Source organism: Sphingobacterium kyonggiense (assembly GCF_039536825.1).
GTDB lineage: Bacteria > Bacteroidota > Bacteroidia > Sphingobacteriales > Sphingobacteriaceae > Sphingobacterium > Sphingobacterium kyonggiense.
Genome location: NZ_BAAAZI010000015.1, coordinates 97,576 through 121,353, shown reverse-complemented (window position 1 = coordinate 121,353; position 23,778 = coordinate 97,576). Strand labels below are relative to the sequence as shown.

General features: G+C 38.6%; 20 protein-coding genes. 14 read left to right on the top strand and 6 right to left on the bottom strand.

Features of this window, described 5'->3' with window-relative positions; all coding sequences use genetic code 11:
• Positions 1–62: 62 nt before the first annotated feature.
• A complete protein-coding gene (locus tag ABD676_RS17195) occupies positions 63–1,319 on the bottom strand; it encodes a hypothetical protein (RefSeq protein ID WP_344675905.1) in 1,257 nt (418 codons plus the stop codon).
• 179 nt (positions 1,320–1,498) lie between these two features.
• Between ABD676_RS17195 and proS the strand changes: the two genes are divergently transcribed.
• The 4 genes from proS (at position 1,499) to ABD676_RS17175 (ending at position 5,280) form a co-directional block, all read left to right on the top strand.
• A complete protein-coding gene (gene proS, locus ABD676_RS17190) occupies positions 1,499–2,971 on the top strand; it encodes a proline--tRNA ligase (RefSeq protein ID WP_344675904.1) in 1,473 nt (490 codons plus the stop codon).
• Positions 2,972–2,984: 13 nt separating this feature from the next.
• Positions 2,985–3,773: a Rossmann-fold NAD(P)-binding domain-containing protein gene (locus ABD676_RS17185; RefSeq protein ID WP_344675903.1), complete on the top strand. Its 789-nt coding sequence runs from the start codon at positions 2,985–2,987 to the stop codon at positions 3,771–3,773.
• Between the two features lie 29 nt (positions 3,774–3,802).
• Positions 3,803–4,951 (top strand): cystathionine gamma-synthase, encoded by a 1,149-nt coding sequence (locus ABD676_RS17180; protein WP_344675902.1) that lies wholly within the window; start codon positions 3,803–3,805, stop codon positions 4,949–4,951.
• A 74-nt stretch (positions 4,952–5,025) separates the two neighbouring features.
• A complete protein-coding gene (locus tag ABD676_RS17175; RefSeq protein ID WP_344675901.1) occupies positions 5,026–5,280 on the top strand; it encodes a hypothetical protein in 255 nt (84 codons plus the stop codon).
• A gap of 171 nt (positions 5,281–5,451) precedes the next feature.
• Here the strand turns inward: ABD676_RS17175 and ABD676_RS17170 are convergent, their stop codons facing one another.
• Genes ABD676_RS17170 through ABD676_RS17160 form a run of 3 tightly spaced genes read right to left on the bottom strand, consistent with a single transcriptional unit; the run spans position 5,452 to position 8,233 of the window.
• Complete coding sequence (locus ABD676_RS17170) at positions 5,452–5,868, bottom strand: hypothetical protein (protein WP_344675900.1); 417 nt, start codon at positions 5,866–5,868, stop codon at positions 5,452–5,454.
• Positions 5,869–5,909: 41 nt separating this feature from the next.
• On the bottom strand, positions 5,910–7,577 hold the full coding sequence (locus tag ABD676_RS17165; protein ID WP_344675899.1) for a M28 family metallopeptidase: 1,668 nt from the start codon (positions 7,575–7,577) through the stop codon (positions 5,910–5,912).
• A 26-nt stretch (positions 7,578–7,603) separates the two neighbouring features.
• A complete protein-coding gene (locus ABD676_RS17160; protein ID WP_344675898.1) occupies positions 7,604–8,233 on the bottom strand; it encodes a sprT domain-containing protein in 630 nt (209 codons plus the stop codon).
• Positions 8,234–8,362: 129 nt separating this feature from the next.
• Between ABD676_RS17160 and recN the strand changes: the two genes are divergently transcribed.
• On the top strand, positions 8,363–10,015 hold the full coding sequence (gene recN, locus ABD676_RS17155) for a DNA repair protein RecN (protein WP_344675897.1): 1,653 nt from the start codon (positions 8,363–8,365) through the stop codon (positions 10,013–10,015).
• A 68-nt stretch (positions 10,016–10,083) separates the two neighbouring features.
• Here the strand turns inward: recN and ABD676_RS17150 are convergent, their stop codons facing one another.
• On the bottom strand, positions 10,084–10,500 hold the full coding sequence (locus tag ABD676_RS17150) for a hypothetical protein (protein WP_344675896.1): 417 nt from the start codon (positions 10,498–10,500) through the stop codon (positions 10,084–10,086).
• 154 nt (positions 10,501–10,654) lie between these two features.
• A complete protein-coding gene (locus ABD676_RS17145) occupies positions 10,655–13,216 on the bottom strand; it encodes an ATP-dependent Clp protease ATP-binding subunit (RefSeq protein ID WP_344675895.1) in 2,562 nt (853 codons plus the stop codon).
• Between the two features lie 168 nt (positions 13,217–13,384).
• Between ABD676_RS17145 and ettA the strand changes: the two genes are divergently transcribed.
• The 9 genes from ettA (at position 13,385) to ABD676_RS17100 (ending at position 23,753) form a co-directional block, all read left to right on the top strand.
• Positions 13,385–15,067, top strand: a complete 1,683-nt coding sequence (gene ettA / locus ABD676_RS17140; RefSeq protein ID WP_344675894.1) for an energy-dependent translational throttle protein EttA — start codon at positions 13,385–13,387, stop codon at positions 15,065–15,067.
• A 10-nt stretch (positions 15,068–15,077) separates the two neighbouring features.
• Positions 15,078–16,262 carry a PAS domain-containing sensor histidine kinase gene (locus tag ABD676_RS17135; protein WP_344675893.1) on the top strand — a complete coding sequence of 395 codons (1,185 nt, stop codon included), beginning with the start codon at positions 15,078–15,080 and terminating at the stop codon, positions 16,260–16,262.
• 2 nt (positions 16,263–16,264) lie between these two features.
• Entirely contained in the window at positions 16,265–17,323 is a 1,059-nt protein-coding gene (locus tag ABD676_RS17130) for a response regulator (protein WP_344675892.1), read from the top strand.
• 310 nt (positions 17,324–17,633) lie between these two features.
• Positions 17,634–18,053: a Rossmann-fold NAD(P)-binding domain-containing protein gene (locus ABD676_RS17125; protein WP_344675891.1), complete on the top strand. Its 420-nt coding sequence runs from the start codon at positions 17,634–17,636 to the stop codon at positions 18,051–18,053.
• Position 18,054: 1 nt separating this feature from the next.
• Entirely contained in the window at positions 18,055–19,419 is a 1,365-nt protein-coding gene (hemN, locus tag ABD676_RS17120) for an oxygen-independent coproporphyrinogen III oxidase (protein WP_344675890.1), read from the top strand.
• Between the two features lie 21 nt (positions 19,420–19,440).
• Positions 19,441–21,837, top strand: coding sequence for a heavy metal translocating P-type ATPase (locus ABD676_RS17115; protein WP_344675889.1), 2,397 nt, complete (start codon positions 19,441–19,443; stop codon positions 21,835–21,837).
• 10 nt (positions 21,838–21,847) lie between these two features.
• Positions 21,848–22,021: a cbb3-type cytochrome oxidase assembly protein CcoS gene (ccoS, locus tag ABD676_RS17110; RefSeq protein WP_344675888.1), complete on the top strand. Its 174-nt coding sequence runs from the start codon at positions 21,848–21,850 to the stop codon at positions 22,019–22,021.
• 179 nt (positions 22,022–22,200) lie between these two features.
• Positions 22,201–22,755: an RNA polymerase sigma factor gene (locus ABD676_RS17105; RefSeq protein WP_344675887.1), complete on the top strand. Its 555-nt coding sequence runs from the start codon at positions 22,201–22,203 to the stop codon at positions 22,753–22,755.
• Positions 22,756–22,811: 56 nt separating this feature from the next.
• On the top strand, positions 22,812–23,753 hold the full coding sequence (locus ABD676_RS17100) for a FecR family protein (protein ID WP_344675886.1): 942 nt from the start codon (positions 22,812–22,814) through the stop codon (positions 23,751–23,753).
• The last annotated feature ends 25 nt before the right edge of the window (positions 23,754–23,778 follow it).

Here is a 23,778-nt window from a genome sequence, read left to right as displayed (position 1 = left end):
ATTTGGGGAAAAGAATATAGCCAATATAATTCTATATTGGCTATATGTATTTTTTTTAAAAATTAACGTCTGCTGCCACTTCTTGAAGAAGAGCCTCCACCGCTACGGCTGCTGCTACTTCCTGCACCTGAAGAAGATGAAGAAGAGCTACCTCTGCTGAAGCTACCACTGCTGCTACGTTCTGAACTACCTGATGAACGGGTTGGTGGTTCATAAGAACGAGAAGGTGTACTAGAACGTGTAGGTTGTGTTTGACGCGAAGGAACAGATTGACGAACCGGAGTTTGTGATCTGCCACTAGGCGAACGATCTATTGTACCTCTAGAAGAAGATGGTGCTGTTCTACCCGTATTGCTGCTAGGACGTGTGGTAGTACCGCGATTGATACCTTCAGATCTGTTTGTAGAAGATCCTGAACGGATACCTTCAGAACGAGAGCCTGATGATCCACGATTTATACCTTCAGTACGTGAAGATGATCCTGAACGGATACCTTCTGATCTAGAAGTCGAACCACGAGAACCAGAGATTCCATCTCTACTTCTGCTTACAGTACCACGACTATCCGTTCTTGAACCATTGCTAATTCTTGCACTACGATCAGTTGCTGCACGACCTGTTTGGATTCTTCCAGAACGGTCACGAGTAATAACTGATGAACGGCTTCCGCTAGAGTTTCCATAGATACGTTGGCTACGGTCTGTCGGAGTACGGTAAACACGACCACCATTATTTCTTACGTTATAGCTTGGATTACCCCAGTGGCTATAATAGGATGTTCCACCCCAATAGCCTCCGCCGTAATATCCGCCATATCCATAACCATAGTAAGGATATCCACCCCATCCATAGCCATAACTTGGGTATCCCCAACCATAACCGTAGTAAGGTGAGCCCCAGTATGCTGAACCGTACCATGGAGAACCCCATCCCATACCGAATGACCATCCCCAATGACTATTCCAGCCAAAGCCGAATCCACTATAACCATACCATGGATCAAACCAAGGGTCATAGTAGCCCATACCAGGAGCGTTATAATAAAATCTATTGATACGATTAGCATATTCTAACTCTTCGTATTGCCCTTCAGCATACGATTCATCGGAATATTCATCTTCGTAATAAGCCGATTCTGATGGAGAACTCGCTACTTCCTCATCGGTGTAGTAGTAATCCGGGCTTTGATACACGGTACGTGTATCGCGGTTATTATACACATCGTCGCGGTATACTGTTCGTTGGCTAGTCGAACAGGAGCTTAGAAAAGCGACAAATGCTAATGCTAACCCACCCAATAATATCTTGTTGTTATTCATGATGCTAAAACAGTTAATGTTCGATTATACAGTCTTTATTTAGTATCTTAGACGCAATTTTTACAGCGGGGTTTAATCCGGTATTCAAATTTACGAAATATTTTTATTTTTGTGAGATTATAGCCTTAAGGTGCTTAGAACCGCGTTTTTATTATCGTAATTAATATTTAGTTTATAGAATGAGTAAAGGAATTACCAGCCGAAGCGAAGATTATTCGCAGTGGTACAATGATCTGGTTATCAAAGCCGATCTAGCAGAATACTCTGCAGTAAGGGGTTGTATGGTGATTAAACCATACGGATATGCTATCTGGGAGCGTATGCAAGCGATCTTGGACAAGCGTTTTAAAGAGACAGGACACTCCAATGCCTATTTCCCCTTATTTATCCCCAAATCATTCTTTTCAAAAGAGGCTTCCCACGTAGAAGGATTCGCTACAGAATGTGCTGTAGTAACGCATTACCGATTGAAAAATGACGGAAATGGAAAGATCGTTGTGGATGAGGAAGCTAAACTGGAAGAAGAATTAATCGTTCGTCCAACCTCTGAAACCATTATCTGGAATACCTATAAAGGCTGGATTGAGTCATACCGTGATTTACCGATTTTGGTTAATCAGTGGGCAAATGTGGTTCGTTGGGAAATGCGTACGCGTCTTTTCTTACGTACTGCTGAATTCTTATGGCAAGAGGGACACACAGCACATGCTACCCAAGAGGAGGCAATCGCTGAGGCAGCACAAATGTTGGATGTCTATGCGGAGTTTGCTGAAGGAACACTTGCTGTTCCAGTTGTTCGTGGTCGTAAGACAGAGAATGAACGTTTTGCAGGTGCGCTGGATACCCTATGTATTGAAGCTTTAATGCAAGATGGAAAAGCATTACAAGCTGGAACTTCGCATTTCTTAGGTCAGAACTTTGCCAAAGCATTTGATGTGAAGTTTACTTCCAAAGAAGGAAAGCTAGATTACGTTTGGGCTACTTCATGGGGAGTTTCTACCCGTTTGATGGGTGCATTGATTATGGCGCATTCGGATGATCAAGGATTGGTATTGCCTCCAAAATTAGCGCCTATTCAAGTGGTGATTGTTCCAATCTTTAAAACAGATGAAGAAAAAGCATCTATTGATGCTTTCGTAGATCAATTAAATAGTGAATTAAAACAACAGAATATCTCGGTGAAATACGATGACCGTGATACACAACGCCCTGGATTTAAGTTTGCAGAATGGGAACTGAAAGGTGTGCCATTGCGCGTGGCGGTTGGTGCGCGTGATATGCAAAACGGAACAGTGGAATTAGCACGCCGCGATACACAAACCAAAGAAACTGTTGAACAAGCCGGATTAGCTGCTCGCATTGTTACTTTATTGGATGAAATCCAAGAGAACATTTACACGAAGGCGCTTAATTTCCGTAATGAACACATCACCGAAGTAAATTCTTATGATGAGTTTAAGCAGGTATTAGAAGAAAAAGGTGGCTTTATTTCTTGTCACTGGGATGGAACGGTTGAAACAGAGAAACGTGTGAAAGAAGAGACAAAAGCAACTATTCGTTGTATTCCTTTGGATGCAAAAGAAGAAGAGGGCGTTTGTATTTTCACCGGTAAACCTTCCACTAAACGCGTGTTATTTGCGAAGGCTTATTAATCGAGCTTAATACATGAAAAAATTACTCATTTTAGGTTGTGGATGGGTAGGCGAGGAGTTCGCTCATTTACAGCTTAAAAATAATTGGCAAGTCTGGGCAACCAGCACCAATGAGGAAAAATACCATCGCCTAAAAGCCGATGGTATTTTTGCCTATATCCATGACTTTGATCAGGATACTGAAATAAATGAGGTTGACTTACCTGCATTTGATGCTGTATTGTGTTCTATTCCTGCTACACATAAGAATTCTTTAGAGCAATTGGAGGCTCGGTTTAATCGAGTGAAGGCTTATTTGGAGAAGGTAAATTATGCCAAATTGATCTTCTTAAGTTCCATTGGTATCTTTCCAGATGAGGATGGGGTCTTTGATGAAGGCTTTAAAGATGCTGAGCGAATGAGCCCTAAGTTGAAATTAGCAGAAGATATCATGGGACTTTTGCCAAATTCCTACATCTTTCGTTTGGCTGGGTTATTTGGAAAGCAGCGTATTTTTGCCAAGTATTTCCAAGGTCGTGTTTGCACGACGGGTGATCAACCAGCTAATTTTGTTCATTTAGATGATGTTTGTCAATTACTAAGCCTATCCTTGGAACAAGATCTGGCAGAGTCTGTCTATCATGTAGTCGCTCCAGAGCATCCATTGAAAAGGGATGTTATATTGGCTTCTGCAAAGAAATATCAATTAGATTTACCTGCTGCCTTTGATCCTCAGGATTCAATTCAAAAGGTAGTTGATGGAGATCGCTTACCTCGAATTTTTAATTATCGATTTAAATATCCTTCTCCATTGGAATTTTAATAACTTAGTCAGAATTAATAAAAAATAATATGAATTATAAGTTTGCAACCAAAGCCATTCATGCCGGTCAAGAAGCTGACCCGACCACTGGAGCGGTGATGACTCCAATATATCAAACATCGACTTACCAACAGAAAGCACCAGGTGATCACAAGGGATATGAATATTCGCGTGGTACCAATCCGACAAGAAAAGCTTTAGAAGATTGTCTTGCAGCATTAGAAAATGCGCAATATGGCTTAGCTTTTTCTTCTGGTATGGCTGCTACGGACTGTGTACTTCGCTTACTGAAACCGGGGGATGAGGTGGTAACTGGCGATGATTTGTATGGTGGATCTTATCGTATATTCACTAAGGTTTATGAACCTCTAGGCATTGTATTCAAGTTTGTTAATACTTCGGATTTGGAAGCTGTTCGTTCGGCTATTACGGATAAAACCAAATTAATTTGGATTGAAACTCCTACAAACCCAACTTTAAAAATTGCCGATATTGAAGGTATTGGTAAAATCGCCAAAGAGCATAACATCCGCTATGCAGTAGATAATACTTTTGCTTCGCCTTATTTGCAAAATCCAATGGATTTAGGTGCGGATATCGTGATGCATTCGGTGACTAAATATTTGGGTGGACACTCGGATGTGGTAATGGGGGCTTTAGTAATGAATGATGAGGAACTGTACAAACAATTGTGGTTTTACTACAATGCTTGTGGCGGAACGCCAGGCCCTCAAGATGCTTTCCTGGTTTTACGTGGGATCAAGACTTTACATTTGAGAATGCGTGCGCATTGTGAGAATGGTCGTCAGGTAGCTGAATACCTTAAAAATCATCCTAAAGTAGAGAAGATCTATTGGCCAGGTTTTACATATCATCCAGGACATGAGTTGGCGAAAAAGCAGATGAAAGACTTTGGTGGTATGGTGTCAATCGTGTTGAAAGGTGCTGACTTACAAGAAACTTTCCGTATCGCATCGAACTTTAAAGTATTTACTTTAGCAGAATCTTTGGGAGGTGTGGAATCATTAATCAATCATCCAGCGACTATGACCCACGGTTCTATTCCAAAGGAAATTCGTGAAAAAGTAGGTGTAGTGGATAATCTATTGCGCCTATCTGTAGGGGTAGAAGATGCAGAAGATTTAATCGCCGATTTAGAACAAGCCTTAGCATATTAATTTATTGTAATATTATTTTTAATACCTATAAGACTTTTGTACATTTGTGCAGCTATTATTAGGATTTATCAAATATGGAAAATACAACAGTAGAAAGACCAGCAAAACATACGGATAACAACGCTAACCGTACAGAATATTATGTTACATTAACCATTGCAATCGTAATCGGTTTAGTAGGTGTATTTATTCGCTTTGTACCAGATGTAATACCTGCCCTTGATCAATTGGGTTCTGTATTCTCTTGGATCGCTAATATCGCTATCATTATCGCTTCTTTTATCGCATTCAAAGTAGTATTCGCGATCTTAGGTTTCGGTAAGAAATAAGAAGAAATATTCGATATTGAAATATAAAGAAAAGCATCAGGATGTATTCCTGATGCTTTTTTGTTGACTGCTATTTTAGAACAGGATATAAAAATAAACGGCTGCATAGATTTTATGCAGCCGTTTATTTGATAGGAGTATTTCTTTACGCTTATGCGCTTGGAATCTTGATTAGTTTAAGATTGACCAAGTAGCATAAGGAATTCTTGATAAAGCAAGGATCAAACCTAAGATGTAAAAAATCAATACGGTTTTGTTTGCTTGCTTAGAATCAGCAATCTTTTTAGATTTCGAATAACCGATAGTGATCAACACGATAGATAGAATCATCGCGATTGGGTGTTCTACGGTATATAAACGAGAAACACTGTCTCCCATAGTCTCACCTGATAGGTTAGCAAAACCACGGTTAGAAGTGAAATACAGAATTAAGCCGACCACCAATTGCAAGTGTGCACTGATTAAACCAATTAAGGCAATCTTACGGTTGTACGGTTTGTTTCCTGCGAAGTTAATTAAGGTAATCACAATAGCGATTACTAGGGCTAGAAGCAATACAATTGCTAGGGTTGAATGTAGATGTAGCATACCTTTGAGCATAGTTTCGTTAAATTTCAATCACAAATATACTATTTTGAAAGCCTTTTATCGCCTAATTCTTTAAACTCTGATTTTGCTTTGAAATTAGGGAAGGTTTTTTCCATAGAAAGCGTGTAACCAATATCAAAATGAAGTCGGATATCCGCTAGGATACCGTCAAAATTCCAATTATCATCAAGCTCATCCGTTACTGCATGATAGCGGCCTGCCAATGCTTCGCTGCGTTTGTTAATAACAGTTGTGTCGGTTTCTAAGTAATCACCTCCGCTTCCCATATAAAGACCTGGTACACCTTTTTTAACGAAGTTAAAATGATCAGAACGGTAGAAACCACCTGAAGTAGGACTTCCTTCTGGTTTTAACTCACGACCGAATTTCTGTGCCGACTTAGCAGCATAATCTTCTAATTCGGTTTGTCCAGTTCCGGTAACTCGAATGCCATTCATGGCACCTACAGGATTGAAGGAGTCCATGTTAATATTAGCTACAGTTTTGTTGAGCGGGTATATTGGATGTTCTGCATAATATTGCGAGCCTAATAGGCCTTCTTCCTCTGCCGTAACAGCCATAAATACGATTGTTCTCTCTGGTTTTACATTGGCAGCTTGGAATGCTTTGGCTATTTCAAATAAGGCAGCAACACCGGAAGCATTGTCTATAGCACCATTGAAAATAGAATCTCCATTGCTTACCTCGCCAATTCCTAAGTGATCCCAATGTGCTGTGTAAATGATGGTTTCATCTGGACGCTTTGAGCCTTTGATGGTGGCAAGGACATTATTGGATTTGGATTCTCTGAAATTGTTTTTCAAGGCTACTTTCGTACTGATATTCATTGGTACTGCCTTAAAACCTGGTTTCTTAGCTTCTTCCATTACTTTTGGATCTATACCGCCAGCGTTAAACAGCTTCTGTGCTGTCTCAGAGGTTACCCAGCCTTGAAAAGCAACTTGATCAGCTCCTTTATTCTCTGGTACCAATGACAATTGAGGGCCTGACCAACCACCACGTACAACATTCCAACCGTAACTAGCGGCTGCTGTTTCATGAATGATGAGGACACCTGCAGCGCCTTGTCTTGAAGCTTCCTCGAACTTATAGGTCCAACGACCATAATAAGTCATGGTATCTGCTTTGAATAAGTTCTTATCGTATCGTCCAGGGTCAGAAACCATCACGACTACTGTTTTCCCTTTGACATCTAATCCTTCATAATCATTCCAATTGTACTCTGGAGCAACAATACCGAAACCCGCAAATACCAATTCGGTGTTTTCGATGTTAATATCACTCTCCATACGTGGAGTACCAATCACATAATCATCTAAGGATTGTACAGTAACATCAGCATTCTTGCCTTTAAAGGTCATTTTAGGGTCAACTGGTTTGGCATCAATCTGAACCATAGGAACTTCTTGAAAGTAAGAATCCCCGTTGCCAGGAGCTAAACCTAATGCTTTAAATTGCTCTTCAATATATGATACGGTTAAAGTATCGCTTTTTGTAAAAGGTTTTCTTCCTTGGAACTCATCCGATGCTAATTTGGAAATGTATCCTTTATAGCCTTCTTCGGTGATTGCAGCAATGGCACCCGAGTCAAGACCCGATGCATCATAATTACCACCAGTACTTCCCGATTTACAAGAAGCAAATGATAGCAGGGCAACTGCCCCGATAAAATAACTTGTTTTCATCATATGTTTAGTTAATTGTTGATTATATGCTAACTCGCTTTTACATCACCTTCCACAGGAATAACCTCCGCAATGGGGTGAAATAAATAGATTCTATTGCTCGATACCTCCAGACATTTATACCGCTTGCGTAATTTCTCTTGCTTTTGAAATAATCGGCCATTAGGCATCTTAAAATAAGAGAGATCAGCTAAGGTGTCTATGGTAATTAAACCCTTATCCTGCGTATCATACTTCTTTAAGGTTCTATATAATTGCAGGTCTGTACAGCTGGATGCAGCAGGGTTATTCATGTATTGGATTAACGCCAAACGAATGTCATGAGGAAAGATCTCTAAACGAATAAAACCATCCATTAATGCCTTAAAACTCTTTTTCCATTCCAGACCATGTGGCTTAACTTTATTCTTATATAAATCCCAAGTCTTTAAATGAGCAAACTCATGTACCGTAGTGATTAAGAAAGAATACGGATTAAGATCATGATTAATGGTGATCTGATGTGGTTCGTTTTTAAAAGGCGATCGGTAATCACCCAGTTTGGAACTTCTGGATCGTGTTACTTTAAAGCGGCATTTGGTATCATTAATCCATTCGGAAATGATAGGTGCTGCTTCTGCTGGCATATACTTGCTTAACTGTTTGCTAAAATCTGGCATGCTATACAAACATATCAGTTTAAGTGCAGAAATAAGAATATTAACAAGTAGAATTTTCCCAGTCGATGGGGAAATAACTATATTTGAAGTACAGAGAATTAGGTTCTTTTTAACTAGGCAAAAGCGTACATGTTAAGTAAATTACTGATTAAGAATTATGCATTAATTGATGCATTGGATATCACTTTCGACAAAAAACTCAATATTATAACCGGTGAAACGGGAGCAGGTAAATCCATAATAATGGGAGCTTTAGGCTTAATTTTGGGAAATCGCGCTGAAAGTAAACACTTCTTCGATGAATCCAGTAAATGTATTATTGAAGGTTATTTTGATATTCAAGCCTATGAATTGCAGGATCTTTTTCAGCAACTGGACCTAGACTATGAAAATACTTCCATCATCCGACGAGAACTTCATGCGGATGGAAAATCCAGAGCCTTTGTCAATGATACGCCAGTTACCTTGCAAATCCTCAAGTTGCTTGGGGAGAAACTAATTGATATCCACTCCCAGCATGCAACCCTGCAAATAAATACCGAATCCTTTCAACTTTTAGTATTAGATACCGTAGCTCAGCATCAGGAATTATTGTTCGACTACAAAAAGGAATATCATAACTATAAGAAAGCTTTAACAGCATTAAAGAATCTGGAAGAGGATATTGCCAAGTCGAGTGCAGAGTTCGATTACCACCAATTTGTATTCAATGAATTGGAACAGGCTAACTTGCAATCTGGTGAACAAGAGCAAATGGAAGCTGAACAAACTCAATTAGAAAATGCTGAGGAAATCAAACGCCAATTCCATACCGCTAGCCAAGTATTAGGTGAAGAAGAGGTCAATATTATTGATAATTTAAAAACAGCAGCCTCAGCAATCCAACAAGGTGCTAAATATTTACCCGCTGCTGAACCTTTAAATGATAGAATTCAGAGCGTACTTATTGAATTAAAAGATATTCATGCGGAGGTAGAACAATTGGCTGATTCGGTGAGTATGGATGAAGAAAGACTTTCTATTATTCAAGAAAGACTTTCGCAACTATATGATCTCCAGAAGAAACACCGCTTGGACTCAGTAGCATCCTTGATTCAACTTAAGGATGAATTGGAAGCTAAATTAGTCGACTCGAGCACACAAGAGGAAAAACTGGATGAACTAAAGAAAAATATTGCCAAATTGTTTGAAAATCTTCAAGCTAAAGCCGATAAACTATCTAAGAATCGAACTAAGGCTACCCAGATACTGGAGAAAGAAGTGACAGCCGTTTTGGCAAGAGTTGGAATGCCACATGCACAATTAAAAGTCGATTTAAAGAAACTAGCTGATTTTAAATCTACCGGACAAGATGAAGTTGCTTTCTTGTTCTCCGCCAATAAAGGGCAGTCCCTTCAACCTATTCATAAAGTGGCTTCAGGTGGAGAACTTTCACGCGTTATGCTTGCTATCAAGTCTTTGGTTGCAAAGACGTCCGCTCTACCAACCATTATTTTTGATGAAATCGATACAGGTATTTCTGGAGAGGTCGCTTTACGCGTAGGGGAGTTGATGGAAGAACTTGCTGAAAATATGCAGGTCATTAGCATTACCCATTTACCGCAGATAGCATCTCAAGGAAATAGTCACTTTAAGGTATATAAAGAAGATAAAGGCGCTAAAACTAAATCGAACATCGTCTTAATGGATGAGCAAGAACGCGTCTTAGAGATAGCCCAAATGCTTAGTGGGGCGAAACCTGAAGAAACAGCCATTCAGCATGCTAAAGAAATGCTGAAATAAGCTATATTAAAAAATAAGAAAGGGGCGGTAATTTTACCACCCCTTTATATTAATCGATTTTTATATTGTTAGTTTCCAGGAAGAGCATCCGTTAATACTATTTTGACTAGCATTTTCTCTGGTTTTACAGCAGAGCCAGGTCCGCGATATTCCGCATAAACAGCTACTGAACCAATACCATAGTTTGCACTAAAATGATAGTCACCAATAGACCCTGGTATTATTTCGTAAAAGTCTGGATTCCCAGCAAATAATGCTGCTACACTCACTTCACCATCTTCGAAGTATTGTTTATCTAAATCAGGAACATCAATGACAACTTCGTAGGTTGGGCGATTTGCTTCGGGAATTGCTTTCCATTGCGAAGATTCAACAGTATATACATAGCTATAACCATTAGTATAATTGTTGGTTTCCTTGGTGCATGAACTGAAACTTACTAAAGATGCAGTTCCTATTGCGAGAGCTAATAAAAGTTTTTTCATATGAGAGTGTTTTTTAGTGTTTCTTATTTGTTTCTTACAGGTTATGACAATATTAATACAAAATAGTTTAAGCCATGTTGCAAAAAGTTTGCCATAAAAAAGGGCGGATGCCTAACATCCGCCCTGTAATTTTATAAAAATTGACTCTTAAAAATTAGTCTTTCTTCTTGTTATCCTTTGATTCAGAAGCTAATGAAGAATCATCTTTCTCATCTTTTGCTCTAGAAGTTACCACAATTTCTTGCTTCTCTTCATTGTAATCAACCACGATGGTGTCTCCGGTTTTCATTACTCCTTTTAGGATTTCTTCTGCAATAGGATCCTCCAAGTATTTCTGAATTGCTCGTTTCAATGGACGGGCACCAAAGTTACTGTCATAACCTTTTTCAGCAATGTAGTTCTTCGCTTTTTCAGTTAAATCAATAGGGTGACCTAATCCTTCGATACGTGCGAATAAAGCTTTCAATTCAATATCAATGATTTTGAAGATATGATCTTTATTCAACGAGTTGAAGACAATTACATCATCGATACGGTTTAAGAATTCCGGTGCAAATGCACGTTTCAATGCGGTTTCAATAACACCTCTTGAATGCGTATCTGCTTGGCTTTCTTTTGCCGCTGTTGTAAATCCAACACCTTGACCAAACTCCTTCAACTGGCGTGCGCCAATATTCGAAGTCATAATGATGATGGTGTTACGGAAGTCAACCTTACGACCTAAGCTATCTGTCAATTGTCCTTCATCTAATACTTGTAATAACAAGTTGAATACATCTGGGTGAGCTTTCTCAATCTCATCCAATAACACGACAGCATAAGGCTTACGACGAACTTTCTCCGTCAATTGTCCACCTTCTTCATAACCAACATATCCTGGAGGCGCTCCAACTAAGCGAGATACAGCGAATTTCTCCATGTACTCACTCATGTCGATCTGAATTAAGGCATCCTCTGAATCAAACATAAATCTTGCTAATTCCTTAGCTAATTCTGTTTTACCCACACCTGTTGGACCTAAGAAAATAAAGGAACCGATTGGCTTTTTAGGATCTTTTAATCCAGCACGCGTACGTTGAATGGCTTTAACCAGTTTCTGAACAGCATCATCCTGACCAATAATACGGCCTTTCATGGATTCGCCCATGTTCAATAACTTCTGACTATCGGTTTGGCTAACACGTTGTACTGGAATACCAGTCATCATCGATACGACCTCTGCCACGTTGTCTTCCGTTACGGTATAACGCTTGGTTTTAGTCTCTGCTTCCCAAGCCGCTTTTTCTTTCTCTAATTCTTCAATTAGTTTTTTCTCAGTATCACGTAACTTAGCTGCTTCTTCGTATTTCTGCGAACGAACAACTTTGTTTTTTTCCAGCTTCACATCCTCAATCTTATCTTCGATATCAATGATGCTCTGCGGAACATGGATATTGTTCAAGTGAACACGTGATCCAGATTCATCTAAAGCATCAATAGCTTTATCTGGTAAGAATCTATCCGTGATATAACGTGTAGTCAAGGCAACACAGGCTTCAATAGCCTCTGGCGTATAAGTTACATTGTGGTGCTCCTCATATTTATCCTTGATGCGGTTTAAGATCTCAATCGTATCATCGTAGGTAGTTGGTTCAACCGTTACTTTTTGGAAACGACGATCCAATGCACCATCTTTCTCAATGTACTGACGGTATTCATCTAAAGTAGTGGCACCAATACATTGAATCTCTCCACGTGCTAAAGCAGGTTTAAACATATTGGATGCATCCAAAGAACCTGAAGCACCACCAGCACCAACGATGGTGTGGATCTCGTCAATAAACAAGATAACATCCGGTGATTTCTCCAATTCATTCATCACTGCCTTCATACGTTCTTCAAACTGACCACGGTACTTCGTTCCTGCAACTAATGAAGCTAGATCTAAAGTAACCACGCGCTTGTTGAATAACACACGAGAAACTTTACGTTGAATAATACGCAATGCTAAACCTTCTGCGATTGCTGATTTACCAACACCTGGCTCACCAATCAAAATCGGATTGTTTTTCTTTCTTCTCGAAAGAATCTGTGACACACGCTCAATCTCTTTCTCACGACCTACGATTGGATCCAACTTACCTTCCTCTGCAGCTTTAGTCAAATCACGACCAAAGTTGTCCAATACCGGAGTTTTTGATTTGATATCCGATACTTTTTTCGGAGTAGTAAATTGTGATTCTTCCTCATTGTAGTCTTCATCGCCACCTGAAGGTGTATTTGAAGCCTCGTCTGTGATGTTGGTAGCACTTTGCTCTACCTCTGTTTTAAATACGTTGTAAGTCACGTTGAACTGCGATAAAATCTGCGAGGCAATATTATCCTCATCACGTAGGATGGCTAATAATAAATGCTCCGTTCCGATGATATCACTTTTAAATATTTTAGCTTCCAAATAGGTAATCTTCAATACCTTTTCTGCCTGTTTGGTCAGCGGCATATTGCTAATCGATGTGCGAGAAACAGAAGGCCCCATTACGGCCTCCTCTATGGCTTGCCGAACAGCTGCCATGTCTACGCCGATATTCTTCAATATCTTGATCGCCACTCCGTCGCCCTCACGTATCAACCCTAATAATAAGTGTTCTGTACCTATGTATTCGTGCCGTAAGCGAAGAGCTTCTTCCCGTGAGTAGGAGATCACATCTTTGACCCGGGGTGAAAATTTTGCTTCCATTAAATTCCTTTCTCTGTTAAATCGGGTGATAATTCTATAAATGTACTAAAAATACAGTTTACACCCATTTGTTACCGATTAATATTTATCAACAATTAGACCATTACCCTAAAACTATCAATTTGTCAGTAATTCTATTATCTTTGTGAAAAAAGTTTCATCATCCTTATGTCAGACGAGAAAATTATCTTTTCAATGGCCGGTGTCAACAAGATCCACCCGCCTTCTAAACAAGTACTCAAAAATATATATCTTTCTTTCTTCTATGGAGCTAAAATAGGGGTCATTGGTTTAAATGGTTCCGGTAAATCTTCTCTTTTAAAGATCATAGCGGGAATCGATAAATCGTACCAAGGTGAAGTCGTTTTCTCTCCAGGCTATTCTGTAGGTTATTTAGCACAGGAACCCGAATTAGATCCTACAAAGACCGTAAAAGAAATCGTTGAAGAAGGTGTAGCAGAAACTACTGCTGTTCTTAAGGAATACGAAGAAATTAATGAGAAATTTGGTCTGCCAGAGGTTTATGAAAATGCCGATGAAATGGATAAATTATTGGCAAGACAAGGTGAACTTCAGGATATTATTGATGCTACAAACGCTTGGGAATTAGATAGCAAATTAGAACGTGCGATGGATGCATTACGTTGTCCAGAACCAGATGCATTAATTGCCAATTTGTCAGGGGGAGAGCGTAGAAGGGTGGCTTTATGTCGTTTATTATTACAAGAACCTGACGTTCTATTGCTCGATGAGCCAACCAACCACTTGGATGCGGAATCCATCGACTGGTTAGAGCAGCACTTACAACAATACAAAGGAACGGTAATCGCAGTAACACACGACCGTTACTTCCTGGATAATGTTGCTGGATGGATCTTAGAACTTGACCGCGGTGAGGGAATTCCTTGGAAAGGAAATTACTCGTCCTGGTTAGATCAAAAAGCTAAACGCCTAGCACAAGAAGAAAAACAAGAAACAAAACGTCAAAAAACATTAGAGCGTGAATTGGAGTGGGTAAAAATGGCACCTAAAGCTCGCCATGCCAAATCAAAAGCACGTTTACATAATTATGAAAAATTAGCCTCAGAGGAAACCAAAGAGCGTGAAGAAAAATTAGAACTTTTCATCCCTCCAGGTCCTCGCTTGGGTAATGTCGTTATTGAAGCCAATAACGTTTCTAAAGCATACGGCGATCGTATCTTATTTGAAAACCTAAGCTTCACTTTACCTCCTGCAGGTATTGTGGGTATTATTGGTCCGAATGGAGCTGGTAAAACCACTTTATTCCGTTTGATTACAGGGCAAGAACAACCAGATACAGGTACCTTCAGAGTAGGAGAGACCGTAGTATTAGGTTATGTCGATCAAATGCACGATGACTTAGATCCTAATAAATCTGTTTGGGAAAATATTACCGATGGTAATGAGAATATCACTTTAGGTAACCGTCCGGTAAACTCCAGAGCTTATGTTTCTAAGTTTAACTTCAATGGTGCTGATCAACAAAAGAAAATATCTGTGTTATCAGGCGGTGAGCGAAATCGCGTCCATTTAGCAATTACCTTGAAAAAAGGTTCTAACGTATTGCTTCTGGATGAGCCTACCAACGATATCGACGTAAATACACTTCGTGCATTGGAGGAAGGATTAGAGAACTTTGGTGGATGTGCGGTAATTATTTCCCACGACCGTTGGTTCTTAAACCGTATTTGTACTCACATTTTAGCATTTGAAGGCGACTCGCAAGTTTACTTCTTCGAAGGAAACTACACAGAATACGAAGAGAACCGTAAAAAGCGCTTAGGAGATGTAGGTCCGAAGAGAATTAAATACAAAAAATTGGTTAAATAATTTCAGGCCTGTGGAAACCGCCAAACTACTCGAAGCAATCATTGAAAATGCCATAGATGGCATTATTACCATTGATAAACAAGGAATAGTAGAAAGCATTAACCCCGCTGCATTAGAGCTTTTCGGCTATGATGCAGATGAGGTTATCGGAAATAATATTTCCATGCTGATGCCTGAACCTGATAGGTCCAATCATGACCGTTATATCTCCAATTACGAAGAAACTGGTCAAAAGCGAATCATAGGTATTGGACGTGAAGTGCGAGGACTTCGTAAAGATGGTTCTACTTTTCCTTTCCGACTGGCGGTAAGTGAAGTGTTCTATAAAGACCGTAAGATTTTTACGGGCTTTGTACACGACCTTTCCAAAGAAAAGCAAGCCGAAATTGAATTGAAGAAACATACCCAGGAATTAGAACTCAAAGTTCGTGAAAGAACGAAAGATCTGATCAAACTGGTTTCGGAACTGGAAAAAGCAAAAGCTGATGTCAGTGTATCCTTGGAAAAAGAAAAGGAACTAAATCAACTGAAATCACGTTTTGTTTCCATGGCTTCGCATGAATTTAGAACACCATTGAGTTCGGTTCAGCTTTCCGCATCGTTGATCGATAAATATGTCGAAAAATCGGAATATGGACCTATTGAAAAACATACCAACAGGATTAAAAGCTCCGTACAGCTACTGAATACCATCCTCAATGATTTCCTTAATCTGGAAAAGCTAGAGGCTGGTGTGGTATTGGTCAATAAATCCGATGTAAACATTGTTCAATTAGGAGAAGAAATCGCCGAAGAAATGCAAATGATCTGCAAGAAAAATCAACATATCATTTACCAGCATACCGGTGAAATATCGTCCTTCCATATTGATCCTAACCTATTAAAAAACAGTATTATTAACCTAGTCTCCAACGCTATTAAATATTCCGGGGAGGATACATTTATAGAATTTAATACCGAAATTGGGGACAATAGCCTTTTGGTAACCGTTAAAGATAATGGAATAGGTATTCCTCAAGAAGATCAAATCAATTTGTTTGAACCATTCTTCCGGGCCAATAACACTGGAAATATTCCTGGTACTGGTTTGGGATTAAACATCGTTAAACGCTATGTTGAATTGATGGGTGGTAAGATGGAATATTGGTCTGAGGTGAACCAAGGCGCTATTTTTAAAATGAATTTTATCCAATAACAATGGAAAAAAGAAAAATACTCATCATTGAAGATAACCTGGATATCCGGGAAAGTACAGCTGAAATCTTGGAACTAACCGGTGAATATACCGTCATGGTGGCACCGGAAGGTAAGACCGGTGTTGACCTGGCCTTGAAATTTCGCCCAGATATGATCCTTTGTGATATCATGATGCCTGAATTGGATGGCTATGGTGTGCTTTATATGCTGAGCAAAAATGAAGCTACCCAAGACATCCCCTTCATCTTTTTGACCGCCAAGACTGAAAAAGCAGATATACGTAAGGCCATGGAAATGGGGGCTGATGATTACCTCACAAAACCTTTCGATGACCTGGAATTGCTAAATGCCATTGAGAGCAGGTTTAAAAAACGAGCACAAATCCAAGCAAAGGCTGTCCCTTCGCCTGAGAATTTTAGACTCGATGAACAAGAACAAGCCTATCTGTTGCAAGATTTAGCTGATCATGGTCGCGTAAAGTCTATTAAAAAGAAACAAACGATCTATGAAGCCGGCGATACCCCGGTATATGTTTACTACATCAAAAAAGGAAAGGTTAGATCTTTCTTGAATTATAAGGATGGTCGCGAATTATCCACCAATATCTATGTGGAAGATCAATTCTTTGGTTTAGAATCCATTCTTCTGAATGATAAATACGGCGATAATACCTCTACTTTAGAGGATGCTGAAATCGCTTTAATTCATAAGGATAATTTCTTCGAGTTGTTGTATAAAAAACCAGCTATTGCGGCTAAATTAATTAAAGTCCTTTCTCAAAATATTAAAGAAAAGGAAGAGCAAATGTTAGGTTTTGCTTACGATTCTGTCCGCAAGCGGGTGGCTAATGCTTTAGTGAATGTAGCAGAGAAATCTGGTCCTGCATCCGATGAAGTTACCATCAAGATTTCCCGTGATGACCTAGCAGCATTAGCAGGAACAGCAAATGAAACCATCAGCCGAATGTTGGCCGATTTTAAGGACGAAAAGTTACTGACCAAAGAAGGGAATGCCATTAAAATATTTTCCATAACTCGATTGAAAAACATAAAACAGTAATCGATTTTTTTGATTAGATTACAATAATAATTAGCAAGCCAATCCGACTATTTACGGATTGGCTTGTGTTTTTTAAAGCGATTTAGCTAACTCTAAACCCTTCAATTTTATGAAATTCCAATCGTTTATTCCTTCATTAATAGCACGAATCGGGCATCTGCTTTTTCAGTAATTAGATCATAAATCCTATTTTAATCTTCATTAAGGCAGTTTAGAATGGTGATTAATATCACTTTCTATGCTGACACACTTCACTCCTTGATCCTTGCAATAAGTCTACCTTTGAATTGTTTATCTATTTAACTTAAGGATGAGAGTGATTGCATATAACATTTTAGGCCCAGAAAAGGAGTCCTTGGCAAAAGCCAATGCCAAGGTTCATGATCTGACCTTGGTGACGAATGAGTTGAATTTTAGTACAGTTCATTACGCGATGGGGAAAGAAGCAATTATTATTTCTGATAGAGATATTCTAGATCGAGTGATGTTGTACGAATTGTTCAAAATTGGAGTTAAAAATATCGTCACTCGCTCTGCAGCAACAAACCATATAGACCTAGATTATGCAGGCGAATTAAAAATGCACGTCGCCAATGTTCCCTTCGAAACTTCTTATGAAGATATTGCAAAAAGAACAATACATAACCTGACCCAATGGATGGTAGGTGGTTGTGCTGGCGATGCGTGTCAATGTAAAATGGATTGTAATAATAAGATGAAATTCGGATAATATGGATGCTGAAAAATTTAATGCCCTGATCAACAAATATAATGTGGCAGCCCCACGTTATACTTCATACCCTACTGTCCCTTTTTGGGAAAACGATAATTTTAAGGAGCAGGATTGGAAAATTCGTGTTGAAGAAAATTTTAAGCAGTCCAAGAACAATGGAATAAGTATCTATGTCCATTTACCGTATTGCGAAAGCTTATGTACTTACTGTGGCTGCAATACTCGAATCACCAAAAATCACCAAGTAGAAGATCCTTATATCACATCCCTTCTAAAAGAATGGGAGATGTATAAAAACATCTTGGGAAATGAAAATTTGAAAATTGCGGAAATCCATCTCGGTGGAGGAACCCCAACCTTCTTTCAAGCTGAGAACCTGAAAAGACTTATTGATGGTTTACTTGATGGAAACGATAAGACAGCAGATGCTTCTTTTTCCTTTGAAGCTCACCCTGCCAATACCACATACGATCACTTAAAAACACTTTATGACTTAGGTTTTAAACGCCTAAGTTTGGGTATTCAAGACTTTGATGAAAAGGTACAATTTATCATCAACCGTCATCAAACCGTTGAAGATGTGGCTCGAGTAATGGATGATGCACGAAATATTGGATATGAATCCATTAATTTCGATCTCATTTATGGTCTTCCTCTTCAAACTGCCGAGTCGGTTCGGATGACCATTGAACATTCTTTAATCTTAAATCCTGATCGTATTTCCTTTTACAGCTATGCTCATGTGCCTTGGATCAAACCTGGCCAACGTCGTTTTACAGAACATGATTTGCCAGTTGGAGAAGAAAAGCTAAATTTATATAAACTTGGCAAACAGATGATACAAGAAGCTGGCTTCAAGGATGTCGGAATGGACCATTTCGCTAAACCTAATGATGCCTTGTACATCGCATCTATCGATGGAACCTTGCACCGTAACTTTATGGGTTATGCAGACCGTTATACCCCATTACTGATCGGATTAGGCGTTTCTTCCATTTCTGATGCTTGGACTGCCTTTGCACAGAATGTGAAAACCGTAGAAGAATACCATAAACTAATCAATGAAGGTAAGCTTCCAGTGGTTAAGGGTCACCTGCTGAATGAAGAAGATATTCTGGTTAGACAATACATCTTGGATATGATGTGCCGTGGAAAAGTCGTTCTTCAGGAAAATGCAGCAGTTAACCAAGGTATTTTGGATAGATTGATCCCCCTAATGGAAGATGATTTGGTTATCCATGACGGAAAAGCAATACAAATTACGGAAGTTGGTAAATCCTTCTTAAGAAATGTTTGTATGGCATTTGATGTTCGTTTGCAAAGAACAAAAGAACGCGAAAACTTATTTAGTCAAGCAATTTAATAGCGAGAGCGCAGGTATATAATGGCAGAGAATTCTGGTTTAAAGCTTAGTACGATTTGTTATCACTGCGGTGATCAGGTGGAAGATTCTGCATATATCCTTGATGAGCATCAATTTTGTTGCTTAGGATGTCAAACGGTCTACCAAATCTTGAATGAGAATAACCTTGCTAGTTATTATAAATACAATACCTTCCCTGGAAAATCTCAAAAGAAACAAAAAGAAGATCTATCTTATTTGGACGAGCCTAATATTGTCGCCAAATTGGTGGATTACCAAGATGATGAAATTGCCATCATCACGTTCTATGTGCCAGCTATTCATTGTAGCTCCTGTATATGGCTCCTAGAAAACCTTTATAAACTCAACCCTGGCGTGAAATCTTCGCAGGTTGATTTTATGAAAAAACAAGCCAGTATTACGTTCAATAAACAAGAAGTTTCCCTTAGGGAATTAGTCTCTTTATTGCATAATATCGGTTATGATCCAAAAATAACCCTTCAAGACGTAGTCAAAGAAGGTAAGAAGTTTAACCAAAATAAACTGATTGCCAAAATCACTGTGGCAGGTTTCTGCTTCGGAAACTCCATGATGATTTCTTTTCCAGAGTACTTTGGAATGGCAGATTTTGAGAAACAGTATGCCAATTTCTTTGGTTATATGAACCTCGCATTCGGTTTGCCAGTCTTGTTGTACAGTGCTTCGGATTATTTTAAATCCGCTTGGATTAGTTTGAAACAAAAACGATTGAATCTAGACGTGCCTTTAGCACTTGGTATCTTTGTTTTATTCTTCCGTTCCGCATTTGAAATCATCAGTCAGACTGGGGCAGGATTTATGGATACACTATGTAGTTTGGTATTCTTTATCCTAATCGGAAAATGGGTTCAGCAACGAACCTATTACCACATTTCTTTTGAAAGAGATTACCGTTCTTATTTCCCGGTGGCAGTTACCGTCTTGGAAGAGGAAATGGATAAGCCAACTCAGATTGCCGATCTAAAAGTTGGCGATAGGATATTGGTTCGCAATAATGAAATTATTCCAGCAGATGCCATCTTATTAAAAGGTCATGCTTCAGTTGATTTTTCTTTTGTTACCGGTGAAAGTAAACCGGTAGAAAAGGTGCTGGGTGAAGTGGTGTATGCAGGTGGTCGCCAAATGGGGGAGGCCATTGAATTGGAAGTGGTGAAGGCTGTGTCGCAAAGTTACCTGACCAAACTTTGGAACAACGATAGCTTTAAGGATTACGAAAAGAAATTCGACACTTTTATTGGGTACATCAGTAAATACTTTACCATAGGTTTATTGCTAGTCGCTTTTACAGCTTGTGCTTATTGGTTGTTAGGTGGGAATGCCGATAAAGCATGGTCTGCTTTTACTGCGGTTCTGATTATTGCCTGTCCTTGTGCATTGGCATTGAGCTCGCCTTTTACGCTATCAGCAGCGCTTAGTATTTTCGATAAAAACAAACTCTATATCAAAAATACCTCAGCAATCGAACAAATGGCTGCCATTGATACCGTTATCTTTGATAAAACAGGTACCATTTCATCGCCAAATGTTTCCAGTATGTATTTTGAAGGTTCCCTTTCTTCCATGGACAAAAGCCTATTGCTGTCCTTGTGTAGAAATTCCAACCACCCACTAAGTAGAGAAATCATCAAATGGATTGGAGAGGCACAGCATTTAACTTTAGAGGATTACCAAGAACAAGTGGGTAAAGGGCAGTCCGCAAAATACCAGGATTATACCATTAAGATTGGATCCGCAACTTTCGTGGAAACTGCAAAGGTCGATTTAGAAGGTTCCGTTGTCTATGTGAAAGTCAATGATGCGGTGAAAGGCTATTTTACCTTAGAACAATCTTGGCGTCCTGGCTTAGCTGATGTCATTAACTCCTTAAAGTCGAAAACATACGATCTACATCTTATCTCTGGAGATAATGAACGCCGGGCAGATGCCTTAAAAGTAATTTTTCCGCAAGGGTCTAAATTATTGTTTAACCAAACGCCTTCTGATAAATTAAATAAAATTGCTCAGTGGCAGGAGCAGGGAAAACATGTCTGCATGCTAGGGGATGGTTTGAATGATGCTGGGGCTTTACGTAAAGCCGATTTGGGAATTGCTGTTTCCGATGATATCAATAATTTCTCTCCAGGATGTGATGCTATTCTTGATGGTGATGCCTTCGACAAATTGCCGAAATTCTTTAGCTTTAGTAAAGATGCAGTGAAGGTTATTAAAATGAGTTTCATGATTTCCCTTATGTATAATGCTATCGGATTGAGCTTTGCTGTGCAAGGAACCATGTCGCCTCTTTTTGCCGCTATTTTAATGCCTATCAGCACCGTCACGATTATATCTTTCACCAGTCTTATGACCCGTTGGTATGCAAAACGTAGAAATTTAATTTAACTTTGTAGCTATGAACATCATATTTTTCTTAATCGGTTGTAGTGTGTTGATCGCCTTGTTCTTTTTAGCTGCTTTTTTCTGGGCTAGCAAAAATGGACAACATGAGGATACCTATACGCCTTCTGTTCGTATCCTCTTCGATGATGAACCCCAGGAGAAGACTAAAGAATCCACAAAAAAATAGCCCTCAGCTATATAAAATCACAGTTTTAACTACCATTTCCTTCTTTTATTTATCAAAGGTAAGGACTAGAAATATTCACTTATTTTTTATTTTTTATTAACAATAAGCTAATAATAGATTAGTTGGTTTGTATAAAAAAAATAAGCGTTTCCATTTCAAGGAATTCTTTTGTAACTCATATGGAGGATTTTAATTTCAATGCCACCTATTTCGAATACTCAGAAAGCATTTTAAGGTATTGTTTTAGATTTACTCGTTGTATGGAGACCTCCAAAGAATTATCGCAAGATATATTTCTAAAATTATTTGAAGCCTCTGAAAGGATTAATCCTGAGTTAGGGGTAAAAAGTTACCTTTTAGGTATTGCTAAATACACGGTGATTGATTGGTTTCGAAAAATTGAAAACAATAAGAAATTAAAAGATAGTTTGATCAAAAGATATCAAGCACATCAAGAGAATGTTAATTTAGAAACACAAATCCTATCACAAATTGATCTAGCAACTATTCAAAACATACTTGTTAATTTACCTGAAAATGGACGAAAGGTTTATCAACTCGTTCGTATTAAGGAATATTCCTATGATGAGGCAGCAGAAGAATTGAAAATAAGTAAAGATACTGTAAAGTATCACTTAAAAATTGCTGATAAACTCATCAAAAGTAAAATTACTGGTTTGAATTATTTCCAAATAGCCCTATTAATATCTCTTTTACCTCCTTTCAAAAATTAATTATTTTTTTTCATTTTTCACTACCCGTTTTTAAGGTCTCAACCTAATATATAGGTATGAATCCAAATGAACATAAACAGGATCACCTGAAATACCTTCAGCTAAAGCTTTCTGAAACGGAATTGTCAAAATATATTGAGCAAGTTGCAGATGGATATTATGATGAAAACTTCCCTCTGTTTGATGAAATGGAATCCACCTATAGTCAAATAGTTCCCAAGAAAACCTTTATGGCCAGACTCTCCAATAATTTATGGATGAAAATAGCAGCTCTACTCTTCGTCTTTATCTCTTTGGCAACTATTATTTATTCCTATTATCAGCATCAACGTAATAATTCCCTGTCATTAGAGTGGATTTCTTATGAATCACCTATGCAAAAAAGGGCTGTAATAAATTTAATAGATGGTTCTATCGTGACCTTAACTCCGGGAACTCAAATTCGATATCCCAAAACATTTAGTGGAAAGTACCGTGAAGTCTTTATAGATAATGGCAAAGCATATTTTGAGGTGGCTAAGAATCAAGATAAACCATTCATAGTCCATTTATCAGATATGAATACGAAAGTATTGGGAACAAAATTTACCATTGAACATTATAAAGCTAAAAAATATGAAAAAATAAATCTTTATGAGGGAGCAGTCCAAATTGAAAATTCATTCAAAAAAACAGAAACGATTTTAAAACCAGGACAATTCTACGAGTGGAATGCAAAATTGAATAGAGTACACTTAGGTGAATTTAATATAGAAGGTAATCCTACAAATGCAGAAAGCATGACTTTTTCCCAATCTAGCTTGGAGCTGGTCCTCAACCGACTTGAATTTCTCCAACAGATAATCATCGATACGGAAGGTATTGACTTGGTAAATATGGAAATATCTGGAAACTTTGATGGAATGAATACGAAGCAAATTTTAGACGCAATTAGCATCATACACCCTTATCGGTTCATTAAGACAACTGAAAAATCCTATAAAATGATAAAGAAATAGATTTTAAATAAAAAGGAAGTATCAC

Coding starts and splice junctions, on each gene's coding strand:
- ABD676_RS17195 (WP_344675905.1), bottom strand. CDS start 1,319: ATGAATAACAACAAGATATTATTGGGTGGGTTAGCATTAGCATTTGTC.
- proS (WP_344675904.1), top strand. CDS start 1,499: ATGAGTAAAGGAATTACCAGCCGAAGCGAAGATTATTCGCAGTGGTAC.
- ABD676_RS17185 (WP_344675903.1), top strand. CDS start 2,985: ATGAAAAAATTACTCATTTTAGGTTGTGGATGGGTAGGCGAGGAGTTC.
- ABD676_RS17180 (WP_344675902.1), top strand. CDS start 3,803: ATGAATTATAAGTTTGCAACCAAAGCCATTCATGCCGGTCAAGAAGCT.
- ABD676_RS17175 (WP_344675901.1), top strand. CDS start 5,026: ATGGAAAATACAACAGTAGAAAGACCAGCAAAACATACGGATAACAAC.
- ABD676_RS17170 (WP_344675900.1), bottom strand. CDS start 5,868: ATGCTACATCTACATTCAACCCTAGCAATTGTATTGCTTCTAGCCCTA.
- ABD676_RS17165 (WP_344675899.1), bottom strand. CDS start 7,577: ATGATGAAAACAAGTTATTTTATCGGGGCAGTTGCCCTGCTATCATTT.
- ABD676_RS17160 (WP_344675898.1), bottom strand. CDS start 8,233: ATGCCAGATTTTAGCAAACAGTTAAGCAAGTATATGCCAGCAGAAGCA.
- recN (WP_344675897.1), top strand. CDS start 8,363: ATGTTAAGTAAATTACTGATTAAGAATTATGCATTAATTGATGCATTG.
- ABD676_RS17150 (WP_344675896.1), bottom strand. CDS start 10,500: ATGAAAAAACTTTTATTAGCTCTCGCAATAGGAACTGCATCTTTAGTA.
- ABD676_RS17145 (WP_344675895.1), bottom strand. CDS start 13,216: ATGGAAGCAAAATTTTCACCCCGGGTCAAAGATGTGATCTCCTACTCA.
- ettA (WP_344675894.1), top strand. CDS start 13,385: ATGTCAGACGAGAAAATTATCTTTTCAATGGCCGGTGTCAACAAGATC.
- ABD676_RS17130 (WP_344675892.1), top strand. CDS start 16,265: ATGGAAAAAAGAAAAATACTCATCATTGAAGATAACCTGGATATCCGG.
- ABD676_RS17125 (WP_344675891.1), top strand. CDS start 17,634: ATGAGAGTGATTGCATATAACATTTTAGGCCCAGAAAAGGAGTCCTTG.
- hemN (WP_344675890.1), top strand. CDS start 18,055: ATGGATGCTGAAAAATTTAATGCCCTGATCAACAAATATAATGTGGCA.
- ABD676_RS17115 (WP_344675889.1), top strand. CDS start 19,441: ATGGCAGAGAATTCTGGTTTAAAGCTTAGTACGATTTGTTATCACTGC.
- ccoS (WP_344675888.1), top strand. CDS start 21,848: ATGAACATCATATTTTTCTTAATCGGTTGTAGTGTGTTGATCGCCTTG.
- ABD676_RS17105 (WP_344675887.1), top strand. CDS start 22,201: ATGGAGGATTTTAATTTCAATGCCACCTATTTCGAATACTCAGAAAGC.
- ABD676_RS17100 (WP_344675886.1), top strand. CDS start 22,812: ATGAATCCAAATGAACATAAACAGGATCACCTGAAATACCTTCAGCTA.